This is a genomic window from Enterobacter sp. EC_50 (assembly GCF_019584525.1).
In the GTDB taxonomy this organism is placed as follows: domain Bacteria; phylum Pseudomonadota; class Gammaproteobacteria; order Enterobacterales; family Enterobacteriaceae; genus Enterobacter; species Enterobacter roggenkampii.
The window spans coordinates 1-16,103 of sequence record NZ_VDAF01000024.1 but is presented as its reverse complement, the minus strand read 5'-3'; the positions used below and the strand labels follow the sequence as shown (position 1 = coordinate 16,103).

13 protein-coding genes and 2 tRNA genes are annotated in these 16,103 nt (G+C 55.5%); 9 read left to right on the top strand and 6 right to left on the bottom strand.

Annotated features, from left to right (window positions below):
* The first annotated feature begins 205 nt into the window (after positions 1–205).
* The 5 genes from FHC48_RS18375 (at position 206) to narI (ending at position 8,642) form a co-directional block, all read left to right on the top strand.
* The gene (locus tag FHC48_RS18375) at positions 206–1,603 is read left to right on the top strand and encodes a NarK family nitrate/nitrite MFS transporter (protein WP_032652255.1); all 1,398 of its coding nucleotides are present in this window, start codon (positions 206–208) and stop codon (positions 1,601–1,603) included.
* A gap of 379 nt (positions 1,604–1,982) precedes the next feature.
* Positions 1,983–5,726 (top strand): nitrate reductase subunit alpha, encoded by a 3,744-nt coding sequence (locus tag FHC48_RS18370; RefSeq protein WP_059363541.1) that lies wholly within the window; start codon positions 1,983–1,985, stop codon positions 5,724–5,726.
* Positions 5,723–7,258 (top strand): nitrate reductase subunit beta, encoded by a 1,536-nt coding sequence (gene narH, locus FHC48_RS18365; RefSeq protein WP_021240341.1) that lies wholly within the window; start codon positions 5,723–5,725, stop codon positions 7,256–7,258. Before FHC48_RS18370 ends, narH begins: the two co-directional genes overlap by 4 nt.
* Positions 7,255–7,965 (top strand): nitrate reductase molybdenum cofactor assembly chaperone, encoded by a 711-nt coding sequence (narJ, locus tag FHC48_RS18360; RefSeq protein WP_008503001.1) that lies wholly within the window; start codon positions 7,255–7,257, stop codon positions 7,963–7,965. The genes narH and narJ overlap by 4 nt, the downstream gene beginning before the upstream one ends.
* Positions 7,965–8,642, top strand: coding sequence for a respiratory nitrate reductase subunit gamma (gene narI / locus FHC48_RS18355; protein WP_059363539.1), 678 nt, complete (start codon positions 7,965–7,967; stop codon positions 8,640–8,642). Before narJ ends, narI begins: the two co-directional genes overlap by 1 nt.
* On the opposite strand, the gene FHC48_RS18350 is transcribed toward narI, so the two are convergent.
* On the bottom strand, positions 8,639–9,535 hold the full coding sequence (locus FHC48_RS18350) for a DMT family transporter (RefSeq protein ID WP_045334903.1): 897 nt from the start codon (positions 9,533–9,535) through the stop codon (positions 8,639–8,641). The two genes, narI and FHC48_RS18350, sit on opposite strands and share 4 nt — an antisense overlap.
* Positions 9,536–9,642: 107 nt before the next feature.
* Between FHC48_RS18350 and FHC48_RS18345 the strand changes: the two genes are divergently transcribed.
* Positions 9,643–10,086, top strand: coding sequence for an Lrp/AsnC family transcriptional regulator (locus tag FHC48_RS18345; RefSeq protein WP_021240337.1), 444 nt, complete (start codon positions 9,643–9,645; stop codon positions 10,084–10,086).
* 77 nt (positions 10,087–10,163) lie between these two features.
* Here the strand turns inward: FHC48_RS18345 and FHC48_RS18340 are convergent.
* From FHC48_RS18340 to FHC48_RS18325, 4 genes are all read right to left on the bottom strand, one after another.
* Positions 10,164–10,248 (bottom strand) — tRNA-Tyr (locus FHC48_RS18340).
* Positions 10,249–10,283: 35 nt separating this feature from the next.
* Positions 10,284–10,368: transfer RNA gene (locus tag FHC48_RS18335), tRNA-Tyr, on the bottom strand.
* A 158-nt stretch (positions 10,369–10,526) separates the two neighbouring features.
* Positions 10,527–11,369 carry a formyltetrahydrofolate deformylase gene (gene purU / locus FHC48_RS18330; protein WP_021240336.1) on the bottom strand — a complete coding sequence of 281 codons (843 nt, stop codon included), beginning with the start codon at positions 11,367–11,369 and terminating at the stop codon, positions 10,527–10,529.
* Positions 11,370–11,415: 46 nt separating this feature from the next.
* On the bottom strand, positions 11,416–11,874 hold the full coding sequence (locus FHC48_RS18325; protein WP_059363537.1) for a YchJ family protein: 459 nt from the start codon (positions 11,872–11,874) through the stop codon (positions 11,416–11,418).
* Positions 11,875–11,989: 115 nt separating this feature from the next.
* Between FHC48_RS18325 and rssA the strand changes: the two genes are divergently transcribed.
* The 3 genes from rssA to galU all read left to right on the top strand — a co-directional run bounded on the left by rssA (position 11,990) and on the right by galU (position 15,106).
* Positions 11,990–12,892: a patatin-like phospholipase RssA gene (rssA, locus tag FHC48_RS18320; protein ID WP_021240334.1), complete on the top strand. Its 903-nt coding sequence runs from the start codon at positions 11,990–11,992 to the stop codon at positions 12,890–12,892.
* Between the two features lie 91 nt (positions 12,893–12,983).
* Complete coding sequence (gene rssB / locus FHC48_RS18315; RefSeq protein ID WP_021240333.1) at positions 12,984–13,997, top strand: two-component system response regulator RssB; 1,014 nt, start codon at positions 12,984–12,986, stop codon at positions 13,995–13,997.
* A 200-nt stretch (positions 13,998–14,197) separates the two neighbouring features.
* Complete coding sequence (gene galU / locus FHC48_RS18310; RefSeq protein WP_008502780.1) at positions 14,198–15,106, top strand: UTP--glucose-1-phosphate uridylyltransferase GalU; 909 nt, start codon at positions 14,198–14,200, stop codon at positions 15,104–15,106.
* 201 nt (positions 15,107–15,307) lie between these two features.
* Here the strand turns inward: galU and hns are convergent, their stop codons facing one another.
* Positions 15,308–15,721, bottom strand: coding sequence for a histone-like nucleoid-structuring protein H-NS (gene hns, locus FHC48_RS18305; RefSeq protein ID WP_008502781.1), 414 nt, complete (start codon positions 15,719–15,721; stop codon positions 15,308–15,310).
* Between the last annotated feature and the right edge of the window lie 382 nt (positions 15,722–16,103).

The following is a 16,103-nucleotide window of genomic DNA, read 5'->3' as shown; positions in this document are numbered from 1 at the left end:
ACGGAGTAGGGGGAAAGAGGTGGGCGCTGCAGGGAACCGTCAGTGCCGTGAAAAACCACGTCTTTTTTACCGAATTAGCCTACTCACTAAGGGTGAGGCCTTATTTTACGCCGCAAATCCTCCCACTTTTCCTTTGATTTATATCAACTTACCGCCGCCCTAAAACCCTAATGTTTGCAGCATCATTCGAGAATCAGAGGTGTCTATGAGTCACTCATCCGCTCCCGAAAGGGAAAATGGTGCCGTTATTACTGACTGGCGTCCAGAGGATCCGGCGTTCTGGCAACAGCGCGGCCATCGTGTAGCAAGCCGGAATCTGTGGATTTCCGTGCCGTGCTTGTTATTAGCGTTTTGCGTCTGGATGTTGTTTAGCGCGGTGGCGGTAAACCTGCCCAAAGTCGGCTTTACGTTCACAACCGATCAGCTGTTTATGCTGACCGCGCTGCCGTCGCTATCAGGCGCGCTGCTGCGCGTCCCTTACGCGTTTATGGTGCCGGTCTTCGGCGGCCGTCGCTGGACGGCGTTCAGTACGGGCATCATGATCGTCCCTTGCGTGTGGCTCGGCTTTGCGGTGCAGGATACCTCAACGCCGTTCAGCGTGTTCGTGATTATCTCCCTGCTGTGCGGCTTTGCCGGGGCGAACTTCGCCTCCAGCATGGCGAACATCAGCTTCTTCTTCCCGAAAGCGAAGCAGGGCGGCGCGCTGGGGATTAACGGCGGTCTGGGCAATATGGGCGTGAGCGTGATGCAGCTGATCGCTCCCCTGGCGATCTCGGTCTCCATTTTTGCAGCCTTTGGCGGCGGTGGCGTTGAGCAAGCGGATGGTTCTTCCCTCTATCTGCAAAACGCAGCCTGGATCTGGGTGCCGTTCCTCGTGGTCTTCACCCTTGCAGCCTGGTTCTTTATGAATGACCTGTCCGCGTCGAAGGCGTCGCTGAGCGAACAGCTGCCGGTGCTGAAGCGTGGACACCTCTGGGTGATGGCGCTGCTGTATCTGGCGACCTTCGGTTCGTTTATCGGCTTCTCGGCGGGCTTCGCGATGCTGTCGAAAACGCAGTTCCCGGACGTGCAGATCCTGCAATTCGCCTTCTTCGGCCCGTTTATTGGCGCCCTGGCGCGTTCGCTTGGCGGTATGATCTCTGACCGTCTGGGCGGGACCCGCGTGACGCTGGTTAACTTCGTCGTGATGGCAGTCTTCTGTGCGCTGCTGTTCCTGACGCTGCCTGCTGACGGACAGGGCGGGAGCTTCATCGCCTTCTTCGGCGTGTTTATGGTGTTGTTCCTGACGGCCGGGCTGGGGAGTGCGTCTACCTTCCAGATGATCTCCGTGATCTTCCGCAAGCTGACGATGGACCGCGTGAAGGCGCAGGGCGGAAGCGAAGAGCAGGCGATGCGTGAAGCGGCAACGGATACAGCTGCAGCACTGGGCTTTATCTCTGCGATTGGCGCAATTGGCGGCTTCTTTATTCCGAAAGCGTTCGGCATCTCGCTGGATCTGACCGGCTCTCCGGCGGGGGCAATGAAGGTCTTCCTCATCTTCTATATCGCCTGCGTTGTGATTACGTGGCTGGTATATGGCCGTAATACCAAAAAAAATAAGTAAGTGTGATTATCCGTTTACGCGGCCTTCGGGCCGCGTTTTTTTTGGGTCAAAATAGTTACAACATACTGAAAGCCCAGATGAGGAACTCCGCAGGCAACACTGTGATCGCCATCGCTTTCCAGGGCGCTCTACCCCTTAATACCTGAGATGTTAAATTTAGCCTGGTCTTTTGTAGGATGTAATTGAAATGACCTTATATTTCATATAGATATGAAATTCATAAAGATACCGCTTTGGTGGTATTCGGTGTAATCCCTCGCCTGAAAGTCCCTCGTCGTCTTGATCGTTATCAATTCTCCCTCTCTTTCAGGGCGTTACCTTCGCTGCAAATCAGCAATGTCGATTTAGAGAGCCACAGGCTCCATACAGGAGATACCCGATGAGCAAGTTTTTGGACCGGTTTCGCTACTTCAAGCAGAAGGGCGAAACGTTTGCCGATGGGCACGGCCAGGTTCTGGATACCAACCGGGACTGGGAAGACGGTTACCGCCAGCGCTGGCAGCATGACAAAGTCGTCCGTTCTACCCACGGCGTAAACTGCACTGGCTCATGTAGCTGGAAGATTTTCGTTAAAAACGGTCTGGTGACCTGGGAAATGCAGCAGACCGACTACCCGCGCACCCGTCCGGATATGCCGAACCATGAACCGCGCGGCTGCCCGCGCGGCGCCAGCTACTCCTGGTATCTCTACAGCGCCAACCGTCTCAAATATCCGCTGATGCGTAAACGCCTGATGAAAATGTGGCGTGAAGCGAAAGTGCAGCACAGCGATCCGGTTGATGCGTGGGCATCCATCATCGAGGACGCCGACAAAGCGAAAAGCTTCAAGCAGGCGCGCGGTCGCGGTGGTTTCGTTCGCTCTTCCTGGAAAGAGGTGAACGAGCTGATTGCGGCCTCCAACGTCTACACCGTGAAAACCTACGGTCCTGACCGCGTGGCAGGCTTCTCGCCAATCCCGGCGATGTCGATGGTCTCTTACGCTTCCGGCGCGCGCTATCTCTCCTTAATCGGCGGTACCTGCCTGAGCTTCTACGACTGGTACTGCGACCTGCCGCCAGCGTCTCCACAGACCTGGGGCGAACAGACCGACGTACCGGAGTCCGCCGACTGGTACAACTCCAGCTACATTATCGCCTGGGGCTCAAACGTACCGCAGACCCGTACGCCGGACGCGCACTTCTTTACCGAGGTGCGTTACAAAGGCACCAAAACCGTGGCGGTGACCCCGGACTACGCGGAAATCGCCAAGCTGTGCGACCTGTGGCTGGCACCGAAACAGGGTACCGATGCCGCGATGGCGATGGCGATGGGCCACGTCATGCTGCGCGAGTTCCACCTGGATAAACCAAGCCAGTACTTCACCGACTACGTCCGTCGCTACACCGACATGCCGATGCTGGTGATGCTCGAAGAGCGTGACGGCTACTACGCCGCAGGCCGTACGCTGCGCGCCGCCGATCTGGTGGACGCGCTGGGCCAGGAAAATAACCCAGAGTGGAAAACCGTCGCCTATAACAGCAACGGTGAGCTGGTGGCGCCAAACGGCTCTATCGGCTTCCGCTGGGGCGAGAAGGGCAAGTGGAACCTTGAGCAGCGTAACGGCACGACCGGCGAAGAGACGGAACTGCGTCTGAGCATGCTGGGTAGCCAGGACGAGATTGCTGAGGTGGGCTTCCCGTACTTTGGCGGCGAAGGTTCCGAGCACTTCAACAAGGTTGAGCTGAAAAACGTGCTGATGCACAAGCTGCCGGTGAAACGCCTGCAGCTGGCCGACGGGACTACCGCGCTGGTCACCACCGTCTATGACCTGACCATGGCGAACTACGGCCTGGAACGCGGTCTGGGTGATGAAAACTGCGCCACCGGCTATGACGACGTGAAGGCTTATACCCCGGCATGGGCGGAGCAGATCACCGGCGTTCCACGCGCGCAGATCGTGCGTATCGCCCGCGAGTTTGCGGAAAACGCCGACAAGACCCACGGTCGCTCGATGATCATCGTCGGTGCGGGTCTTAACCACTGGTATCACCTCGATATGAACTACCGTGGTCTGATCAACATGCTGATCTTCTGCGGCTGCGTCGGCCAGAGCGGCGGCGGCTGGGCGCACTACGTGGGTCAGGAAAAACTACGTCCGCAGACCGGCTGGCAGCCGCTGGCGTTTGCCCTTGACTGGCAGCGTCCGGCACGCCACATGAACAGCACCTCCTACTTCTATAACCACTCCAGCCAGTGGCGTTACGAGACGGTCACCGCACAGGAGCTGCTGTCGCCGATGGCGGATAAATCCCGCTACAGCGGCCATCTGATTGACTTCAACGTCCGCGCCGAGCGCATGGGCTGGCTGCCGTCGGCGCCGCAGCTGGGCACGAACCCGCTGCGCATTGCGGAAGAGGCCAAGAAAGCGGGCATGTCACCGGTGGATTACACCGTGCAATCCCTGAAGGATGGCTCAATCCGCTTTGCGGCAGAACAGCCGGAAAACGGTAAAAACCACCCGCGCAACCTGTTCATCTGGCGCTCCAACCTGCTGGGCTCGTCCGGTAAAGGCCACGAGTACATGCTGAAATACCTGCTCGGTACCGAAAACGGTATCCAGGGTAAAGATCTCGGCAAGCAGGGCGGCGTGAAGCCGGAAGAGGTGGAGTGGAAAGACAACGGTCTCGACGGCAAGCTGGATCTGGTGGTGACCCTCGACTTCCGTCTGTCCAGCACCTGCCTGTACTCCGACATCGTGCTGCCTACCGCCACCTGGTACGAAAAAGACGACATGAATACCTCGGATATGCATCCGTTTATTCATCCGCTGTCTGCGGCCGTTGACCCGGCGTGGGAATCAAAAAGCGACTGGGAAATCTACAAAGACATCGCGAAGACCTTCTCCGAAGTCTGCGTGGGGCACCTCGGCAAAGAGACCGACGTGGTAACGCTGCCCATCCAGCACGACTCCGCTGCCGAACTGGCGCAGCCGCTTGACGTGAAGGACTGGAAAAAAGGCGAATGCGACCTGATTCCGGGCGTGACCGCGCCTCACATCATTCCGGTTGAACGTGATTACCCGGCAACGTACGAGCGCTTTACCTCCATCGGCCCGCTGATGGAGAAAATCGGTAACGGCGGCAAAGGCATCGCCTGGAACACCCAGAGCGAAATGGACCTGCTGTGCAAGCTCAACTACACCAAAGCGGACGGCCCGGCGAAAGGCCAGCCCATGCTGAACACGGCGATTGATGCGGCAGAGATGATCCTGACCCTGGCCCCGGAAACCAACGGCCACGTCGCGGTGAAGGCCTGGGCGGCGCTGAGCGAGTTCACCGGTCGCGACCATACGCATCTGGCGACGAATAAAGAGGAAGAGAAAATCCGCTTCCGCGATATTCAGGCCCAGCCGCGCAAGATTATCTCCAGCCCGACCTGGTCAGGTCTGGAAGACGAGCATGTGTCCTATAACGCGGGCTACACCAACGTTCACGAGCTGATCCCATGGCGCACCCTGTCCGGCCGCCAGTCGCTGTATCAGGACCACCAGTGGATGCGCGACTTCGGTGAAAGCCTGCTGGTGTACCGTCCGCCTATCGACACCCGCTCCGTGAAAGCGGTGATGGGCGCGAAATCGAACGGTAACCCGGAGAAGGCGCTGAACTTCCTGACGCCGCACCAGAAGTGGGGTATCCACTCCACCTACAGCGACAACCTGCTGATGCTGACCCTGTCGCGCGGCGGTCCGATTGTCTGGATGAGCGAAACGGATGCCAAAGATCTGGGTATTGAAGATAACGACTGGATCGAAGTGTTCAACAGCAACGGTGCCCTGACGGCGCGTGCGGTGGTGAGCCAGCGCGTACCGGCCGGGATGACCATGATGTACCACGCGCAGGAACGTATCGTTAACCTGCCGGGGTCAGAGATCACCGAGCAGCGCGGCGGGATCCACAACTCCGTGACCCGCATTACGCCGAAGCCGACCCACATGATCGGTGGCTATGCGCAGCTGGCCTACGGCTTTAACTACTACGGCACCGTAGGATCGAACCGCGATGAGTTCGTGGTGGTACGTAAGATGAAGAATATTAACTGGTTAGACGGCGAAGGTAATGACCAGGTACAGGAGAGCGTAAAATGAAAATTCGTTCACAAGTCGGCATGGTGCTGAATCTGGATAAATGCATCGGCTGCCATACCTGCTCGGTCACCTGTAAAAACGTCTGGACCAGCCGCGAAGGTATGGAATACGCCTGGTTCAACAACGTGGAAAGCAAGCCGGGCACCGGCTTCCCGACCGACTGGGAAAACCAGGAGAAGTGGAAGGGCGGCTGGATCCGCAAAATCAACGGCAAGCTGCAGCCGCGCATGGGTAACCGCGCTTGGCTTCTGGGAAAAATCTTTGCTAACCCGCACCTGCCGGGCATCGAGGATTACTACGAGCCGTTTGACTACGACTACCAGAATCTGCACAACGCGCCGGAAGGTAAACACCAGCCGATCGCCCGTCCCCGCTCGCTGATCACCGGTCAGCGCATGGACAAAATTACCAGCGGTCCAAACTGGGAGGAGATTCTGGGCGGCGAGTTCGAAAAACGCGCCAAAGACCAGAACTTCGAGAACATGCAGAAGGCGATGTACGGCCAGTTCGAAAACACCTTCATGATGTATCTGCCGCGCCTGTGCGAGCACTGCCTTAACCCGGCGTGCGTGGCGACCTGCCCGAGCGGCGCCATCTACAAGCGTGAAGAAGACGGCATCGTGCTGATCGACCAGGACAAGTGCCGCGGCTGGCGCATGTGCATCACCGGCTGCCCGTACAAAAAGATCTACTTCAACTGGAAGAGCGGTAAGTCCGAGAAGTGCATCTTCTGCTACCCGCGTATCGAAGCCGGTATGCCGACCGTCTGTTCCGAAAGCTGCGTAGGCCGTATTCGCTACCTCGGTGTGCTGCTGTACGACGCGGACGCGATTGAAAACGCCGCGAGCACCGAGAACGAGAAGGATCTGTATCAGCGTCAGCTGGACGTGTTCCTCGACCCGAACGATCCGAAGGTGATTGAGCAGGCGCTGAAGGACGGCATTCCGCAGAGCGTAATCGACGCCGCGCAGCAGTCTCCGGTGTACAAAATGGCGATGGACTGGAAGCTGGCCCTGCCGCTGCATCCGGAATACCGCACGCTGCCGATGGTCTGGTACGTGCCGCCGCTGTCGCCGATTCAGTCTGCCGCTGACGCGGGTGAGCTGGGCAGCAACGGCATTCTGCCGGACGTGGAGAGCCTGCGTATTCCGGTTCAGTACCTGGCCAACCTGCTGACCGCAGGGGATACCCAGCCCGTACTGCTGGCGCTGAAGCGTATGCTGGCGATGCGCCACTTCAAGCGTGCCGAAACCGTGGACGGCGTAACCGACACCCGCGCGCTGGAAGAGGTCGGTCTGACCGAAGCGCAGGCGCAGGAAATGTACCGCTATCTGGCGATTGCCAACTACGAAGACCGTTTCGTGGTGCCTAGCAGCCACCGTGAGCTGGCCCGCGAGGCCTTCCCGGAGAAAAACGGCTGTGGCTTTACCTTTGGCGACGGCTGCCACGGGTCAGACAGCAAATTCAACCTGTTCAACAGCCGCCGCATCGACGCCATGGATGTGACCAGTAAAACGGAGCCGCACTCATGATTGAACTCGTCATTGTTTCGCGTCTGCTCGAGTACCCGGATGCTGCGCTGGCGCAGCACCAGCAGGAACTTTTTGATGCGCTTGCGGCATCTGAAAACCTGGATAAAGAAGATGCCCAGAAGCTGGGCGTTTTCCTCCGTGACCTGCTGGCGCGCGATCTTCTTGATGCGCAGGCGGACTACAGTCAGCTGTTTGATCGGGGGCGTGCGACCTCGCTGCTGCTGTTCGAACACGTTCACGGTGAATCCCGCGACCGCGGTCAGGCGATGGTTGACCTGATGGCACAGTACGAGCAGCACGGCCTGCAGCTCGACAGCCGCGAGCTGCCGGATCACCTGCCGCTCTATCTGGAATATCTGGCGCAGCTGCCAAAAGAAGAGGCGCTGGGCGGTCTGCAGGACATCGCGCCGATCCTGGCGCTGCTCGGCGCGCGTCTTCAGCAGCGTGAGAGCCGCTACGCGGTGCTGTTCGATCTGCTGGTGAAGCTCGCCAACGCCTCTGTCGACAGTGAAAAAGTGGCGGAGAAAATCGCCGATGAGGCCCGTGACGATACGCCACAGGCGCTGGATGCGGTCTGGGAAGAAGAGCAGGTCAAATTCTTTGCCGACCAGAACTGCGGCGAGTCTGAAATCGCTGCTCACCAGCGCCGTTTTGCCGGCGCGGTTGCCCCGCAATATTTGAATATCTCTAACGGAGGACGGCACTAATGCACTTCCTGAATATGTTCTTCTTTGACATTTACCCGTATATCGCGGGCACCGTGTTCCTGGTGGGAAGCTGGCTGCGTTACGATTATGGCCAGTACACCTGGCGTGCCGCCTCCAGCCAGATGCTGGACCGCAAGGGGATGCACGTCGCGTCTAACCTGTTCCACATCGGGATTCTGGGCATTTTTGCCGGTCACTTCCTCGGGATGCTGACGCCGCACTGGATGTATGAAGCGTGGCTGCCGATTGAGGTGAAGCAGAAGATGGCGATGATCGCGGGCGGTGCCTGCGGCGTGATGACCCTTGTTGGCGGCCTGCTGCTGCTCAAGCGTCGTCTGTTCAGCCCGCGCGTGCGTGCCACCACAACCGCAGCGGATATCCTGATCCTCTCCCTGCTGATGGTACAGTGCGCGCTGGGTCTGCTGACCATTCCGTTCTCGGCGCAGCATATGGACGGAAGCGAAATGATGAAGCTGGTCGGCTGGGCGCAGTCCGTGGTGACCTTCCACGGCGGAGCATCTGAGCACCTGTACGGCGTGGCGTTTATCTTCCGCGTTCACCTGGTGCTGGGGATGACGCTGTTTGTGCTGTTCCCGTTCTCCCGCCTGGTCCACATCTGGAGCGCGCCGGTGGAGTACCTGACGCGCAAATACCAGATTGTACGCGCCCGTCGCTAATTCGCCGTTTTGATACTAACCCCGCGCTCGCGGGGTTTTTTTTCGCCCCAGCCCAGGTTGTTGCCCGCGGCAGCAAACAGGATCAGCGCGCCGCCCGCCAGCTGCGTCAGATTAAGCGCGTGTCCGAACACCAGATTATCGACAACAATTGCCACCACCGGATAGATAAACGACAGGGAGCCGGTGATGGGCGTAGGCAGCTTCTGAATTGCGCTGTAGAGCAGCTGGTACATAATGCCGGTATGGACAATGCCGAGCGTCAGCAGCATCGGCCAGGGGAAATCGCCGGAAAATGACGGCAGGCTGGCAAACGGCAAAAGCATCACGACGCCGGTCAGCACCTGGATAAAGGCAATATGCTGCGGTGCGATTGTTTTCAGTTTGCGCGCAATGATTGCCGTCAGCGCGTAGAAGAAGGCCGCGGCCATGGCCAAACCTATTCCGGTGAGCCATTCGCTGCCATGCGCGCCGGTGAGCTCGCTGGAGAGCAGGATCACCACGCCGCCAAAGGCGAGGAATAGCCAGCCCCATTTCACCAGGCTGACGCGTTCACCCAGAAACATCCCCATCAAGACCAGCATAAAAGGCTGGGTGTTATAGACCACGGTTGAAAGACCAATTGAGATGCGCTCATAGGCCGCGAAGAGCAGCAGCCAGTTCACCACTAGCGCCACGCCGCCAAGAATAGCCAGCAGCAGCGTGGTGCGGGTGAGGGGGCTGAAGGGCTTTTGACTTGCCCGGATAAAAATAAAAAGCGCCATAGCCCCGATAAGACAGCGCCAGAACACCACTTCCGTCACCGGCAGACCGGAGAGCAAAACAAACGCGCCGATAGAGCCGGAAATTAACATCGCCAGGCTCATTTGCCAGACGCCTTTATGGAAATCACGCATCATCCACCTCCTGATTAATGACGCTATTGTCGAAAATCGCTGTCGGGTTTTACAGGGGTGAGATAAGGTTGAAAAGGTAAATGGCTTTTTAAAATTAGGTGAAAAGAATGGAATGCCTTATCGATGATATCGACCGACAAATTTTAGCCTGCCTGGTTGAGGATGCGCGCATGTCGTTGAAGGTGCTCAGCGGCCGCATCGGTCTGACGTCCCCCAGCACGGCAGAACGCCTGAAGCGGCTGGAAGAGCGCGGTGTGATTCAGGGGTATGGTGCACGGGTGAATCTGGCGGCGCTGGGGTATACGCTGCAGGCGCTGGTACGCGTACGGCCGTTGCCAGGGCTGTTGCATAAGGTGGATAAGTATATTCAGGCGATGCCGGAGTGTATTGAGAGCGACAAAGTCACCGGGGAGGACTGCTTCGTCATCAGGCTGGTGGTGCGGTCAATCGAACAGCTTGATGCGCTGCTGGACGGCCTGGCGGAACATGCCCAGTGTAATACGTCGATTGTGAAGAGTTCGCCGGTCAGGCGTCGTTTGCCTCCGATGTAGGTTTCTGTCGCCGGGTGGCGGCTGCGCCTTACCCGGCCTACAAGGGCGGACTCGGTTTTTTTATGTTGGGGAAGTGATGGTGGTGGGGGAAGGATTCGAACCTTCGAAGTCGATGACGGCAGATTTACAGTCTGCTCCCTTTGGCCGCTCGGGAACCCCACCAGGGGTAATTCAAATTTTGAGGTCGTGCTGAGAGATGGTGGTGGGGGAAGGATTCGAACCTTCGAAGTCGATGACGGCAGATTTACAGTCTGCTCCCTTTGGCCGCTCGGGAACCCCACCACGGGGTAATGCTTTTTTACTGGCTTGCTTCCTGCTGGAAGCGGGGCGCATCATATCAAATGAGACGCCCCTGTAAAGCTTTCCTTTAGGGAAATGAAGTTGTTTGCCTGCTTTTTATCCGTAAAGGCGCAAAGCTAATCAATTCATTTTCCGAAAGATTAAAGAATGATGGTTCTGTTGCCGTAAACGAAGACACGCTGGGCCAGTACCTGATACAGCGCGCGGCTTAACACATTCTTCTCAACGTCACGCCCTGCACGCATCATGTCCTCAGCGGTGTAAGTGTGATCCACATGAATCACGTCCTGCATGATGATGGGACCTTCGTCCAGATTGTCATTCACGTAGTGGGCTGTCGCGCCGATGATCTTCACGCCGCGCTCGTACGCCTGGTGGTATGGACGCGCACCAATAAAGGCCGGCAGGAACGAGTGGTGGATGTTGATGATCTTGTTCGGGAAACGCGCCACGAAAGACGGCGTTAACACGCGCATGTATTTCGCCAGCACCACGTAGTCCGGGTTATGCGCTTCAATGGCCTGCGCCATCAGATCGTCGTGCTCTTCACGCGTATGGCCTTCATGGCTAACCAGCTCGAACGGAATATCAAAGCGCTCGACCAGCGAGCGCAAGGTCTCGTGGTTACCAATAACAGCCGCAATTTCGACATCCAGACCGCCGTAGTTGGCTTTCATCAGCAGGTCGCCCAGGCAATGTGCTTCTTTGGTCACCAGGATCACGATGCGGCGTCGGCCCGCAGGGGTCAGCTCGCGCACGGAGCCTTCCGGAAGCGCGCTGTCCAGATCGGCCAGCAGGGTGGTGTCGTTGAAAATACCTTCCAGTTCGGTACGCATGAAGAAGCGGCCGGTACGGTGGTCAACGAACTCGTTGTTCTGCACGATATTCAGTTCATGTTTGTAGCAAATGTTGGTAATTCGTGCGATCAGCCCTTTTTGATCGGGACAGATGGTGCGCAGAACTTTACGTTGTAATGATTGCATCGCCGGGAAATCCTGTTTGTATTTGCGAAGTCTGGGTTGTCAGGCATTACTGCCCGCAACACTTTTTAAATTTTTTACCTGAACCACACGGGCAGGGATCGTTACGACCAAACTGTGGACGCGTTCCGTCAATATAATACCATTGCCCGCGTTCCTTTAAGAACCGGGAACGCTCGATAATGGCGCCAGGCTTAGCGTTCTCGGTAAAACGGCCAACAAAGCTGACGTAACCTTCATCTTCATGACTGCCTGGAGAGGATTCATAGACGGTGAGGCCGAGCCACTGCGTGTTCGCAAACCCGGCTTCGATGTCCTGTTTGAAATCGGCTGCGTGGCAGGATGGATGCCAGGTTTTAATCAGGTAGTCTGCGTCTTTGATCACAAAAGCAGTGTACCGTGAACGCATAAGGTGTGACGGGTCTGGTGCAACCTGATCGCCAGAAAGATATCGCTGGCAACATAGGCTATACTCCAGAGCGCTACCACAAGGGCAGAGTTGAGACACGATTCTCTTCCTGGAACAAAAAAATAAAGGCGTAAAACGCTTCGGGTAGCACTATGTTAACTGAGGCGTTGCGTTGATGCCATGTCAGGAATCCAGGGGACGTAAAACAGGACTAATGAGAAAGGTTAAAATTGGGCTGGCGCTGGGTTCAGGTGCCGCCCGGGGATGGTCACACATCGGCGTGATTAATGCCTTAAATCAGATGGGCATTACTGTCGATATTGTTGCAGGGTGCTCAATCGGATCGCTTGTCGGCTCCGCTTACGCGTGCGGAAAGCTACCGGAGCTCGAGACGTGGGTGCGCTCCTTCAGCTACTGGGACGTGCTGCGTCTGATGGACCTCTCCTGGCAGCGTGGTGGACTGCTGCGCGGCGAACGCGTCTTTAACCAGTTCCGCCAGGTTATGCCCCTCGAAGACTTCACTGATTGTCAGATGCCTTTCGGCGCCGTCGCGACGAACCTCAGTACAGGTCGCGAACTCTGGCTAACCGAAGGGGATATCCATCTTGCCGTGCGTGCCTCCTGCAGTATGCCGGGACTCATGGCGCCTGTCCCACACAACGGTTACTGGCTTGTCGATGGTGGCGTCGTTAACCCGGTTCCCATCTCTCTGACGCGTGCAATGGGTGCTGACATCGTGATTGCCGTCGACCTGCAGCACGACGCCCACCTGATGCAACAGGATCTCATGCCGGTCAATCTCCAGAGCGAAGATGCTGAGGGCGAGAAACTGGCCTGGCACGAGCGCCTGCGCGGAAGAATCGGGCGTATGACCGCTCGTCGTTCGGTTGCTGCGCCGACGGCGATAGAAATCATGACCACGTCAATTCAGGTACTCGAGAATCGCCTTAAACGTAACCGTATGGCAGGCGATCCTCCGGATATTCTTATTCAGCCGTACTGTCCGCAAATCTCTACTCTTGATTTCCATCGGGCTGAGGCCGCCATCGCAGCGGGCTCGTTAGCCGTCGAAAAGAAAATGGACGAATTGTTGCCTTTTGTGCAAACCGCACGTTAAGCACCTTTTTTTGACTACTTCAGCAAAATCTGACAGGCGATAGTGCCGATCGCATGCCACTATTTAGTTACTGTCAGCCAGGGGAGGAACCATGACGCAGCCATTGGCCGGAAAACACATTTTGATTGTTGAAGACGAGCCCGTTTTCCGATCGCTACTGGATTCGTGGTTATCCTCGCTGGGCGCAATGACGTCACTGGCTGAAGATGGCATCGACGCCCTGGAAAAAATGATCAGCATTACGCCCGATTTGATGATTTGCGACATTGCGATGCCGCGCATGAATGGACTGAAGCTGGTTGAGCATCTGCGTAACGAAGGCAATCAGACGCCGATTCTGGTGATCTCTGCCACCGAAAACATGGCGGATATCGCAAAAGCATTACGTCTTGGGGTACAGGATATTCTGCTTAAACCGGTTAAAGATTTGAACCGGCTGCGAGAAACGGTCTTAGCGTGCCTTTATCCGAATATGTTTAATTCCCGGGTAGAGGAAGAGGAACGTCTTTTCCAGGACTGGGACGCGCTGGTGAGTAATCCGCCTGCTGCGGCGAAACTGTTGCAAGAGCTCCAGCCGCCCGTCCAGCAAACTATTTCCCACTGTCGCGTAAATTATCGGCAGCTGGTGGCCGCTGACCAGCCTGGGCTGGTGCTGGATATTGCGCCACTGTCTGACTCTGACCTTGCGTTTTATTCCCTGGATGTCACCCGGGCGGGGGATAACGGTGTATTAGCGGCGTTGCTTCTTCGTGCGCTATTTAATGGTTTGTTGCAGGAACAGTTATCCCATCAGGGACAACGGTTGCCGGAGTTAGGCAGTTTACTCAAACAGGTAAACCAGCTTTTTCGTCAGGCCAATTTGCCTGGACAGTTTCCGCTATTGGTCGGCTATTACCACAGCGGTTTAAAAAATCTGATCCTCGTTTCAGCCGGTCTCAATGCATCACTGAATACCGGTGAACACCATATTCAGGTGAGTAACGGTGTACCGCTTGGGACGTTGGGAACGGCGTATCTTAATCAAATTAGCCACCGCTGTTCCTCCTGGCAGTGCCAAATTTGGGGCGCCGGGGGGCGGCTACGCTTAATGTTGTCCACGGAATAAGCAATTGGATCGTCATTTTAAGATTGCTTTACCTGTGTTTTGCGGGGAGTGCTACTATCGCTGCCCGGTTTCATGCGTATTTATCCTAATTGATCGGCAACGCGTTCTTTTCAGACCCGGACTGCGGGGCGAGGCTGATATACTCAACGCGTTATTTATTGCATAAAAGTTCAAAACTTGAACAGCTCAGGAGAATTTGAATGGCTGCCCTAAATTCGAAAGTCAGAAAGGCCGTTATCCCGGTAGCGGGATTGGGGACCAGGATGTTACCAGCAACCAAGGCGATTCCTAAAGAGATGCTGCCTCTGGTTGATAAGCCATTAATCCAGTATGTCGTTAATGAATGTATCGCAGCCGGCATCACTGAAATTGTGCTGGTTACGCATTCATCTAAAAACTCTATCGAAAACCATTTCGATACAAGCTTTGAACTTGAAGCCATGCTGGAAAAGCGCGTTAAGCGTCAGCTGTTAGAAGAAGTTCAGTCTATTTGCCCTCCACACGTCACCATTATGCAGGTTCGTCAGGGGCTGGCGAAAGGTCTGGGCCACGCTGTTATGTGCGCGCACCCGGTCGTGGGTGATGAGCCTGTAGCGGTAATTCTGCCTGACGTTATTCTGGACGAATACGAATCCGATCTTTCTCAGGATAACCTGGCTGAAATGATCAAGCGTTTCGACGAAACCGGCAGCAGCCAGATTATGGTTGAGCCTGTTGAAGACGTAACGGCATACGGTGTGGTTGACTGCAAAGGCGTTAACCTTGAGCCGGGTGAGAGTGTGCCAATGGTTGGCGTCGTAGAGAAGCCTAAAGCCGACGTAGCGCCTTCAAACCTTGCTGTTGTAGGTCGCTATGTCCTGAGTGCTGAAATCTGGCCTCTGCTGGCGAAAACGCCTCCAGGAGCGGGTGATGAGATCCAGCTGACGGATGCCATCGATATGCTGATCGAGAAAGAGACCGTTGAGGCCTACCATATGAAAGGTAAGAGCCATGACTGCGGTAATAAGCTCGGTTATATGCAGGCGTTTGTTGAATATGGTATCCGCCACAATACCCTCGGCGAAGAATTTAAAACCTGGCTCAAAGAGAGCGTAGGTATTAAGAAATAAGCCACCGCTGCAAATGTTCAAACCGGTGAGGCGTTGCCCACCGGTTTTTTTATGCCCGTAACACTCCCGAAAACCTGTCTTAAAGTACAGTCGATGAAATTGCTAAATAATGCTTTATGACAGAGTGTAAGAGGATGTTTGCGGCAAATTTAGGTTAAAAAAAATCCCGCAATAAGCGGGATTTTTCTGAATAAGGCTCGATTAATCCTTGATCAGGAAGTCGTCCAGCTGTTTACCTTGCTCATCCATCGCTTTCTTGATAACAGCAGGAGTACGACCCTGGCCAGTCCAGGTTTTAGTTTCGCCGTTCTCATCAACGTAGCTATATTTAGCAGGACGGGCAGCACGCTTTGCTTTAGTACCGGTTTTAGCGGCAGCCATGCTGTTCAGCAATTCATTTGGATCGATACCATCAGCAATCAGCATTTCACGATATTGCTGCAGTTTACGAGTACGTTCTTCGATTTCAGCCGCAGCAGCGCTTTCTTCTTCGCGACGTTCATTAACTACAACTTCTAATTTTTCCAGCATTTCTTCAAGCGTTTCGAGGGTGCATTCTCTTGCCTGCGCACGAAGAGTACGGATGTTGTTCAGAATTTTAAGTGCTTCGCTCATTGTAGTAATCTCAAACTTATAATGGGGGGTGGTTTGTTGACCTAATAATAGAGCCATAAATTCAGTTGTGCAATAGCCAGGAATGTAAGGAATTCAAAAAATACTAAATATTGCCGCTATTATTAATTACGCTAACTTAAATTCCGCCACCCAGCAGTCTCGGTTGTTATCATCTGAGCATGCTAAAACAGGCCGCCTGCATCTTTTTTTTGTGACATTTCCCGCAGGAATTATAGTTGCGGCGGAGAAATATCAGCCTTTTGTATTAGGGAAGGTGCGAACAAGTTCCTGATATGAGATCATCATATTCATCCGGAGCGCATCCCAGAGGGACATCATGAGCCATCAACTCACCTTCGCCGATAGTGAATTCAGCACTAAG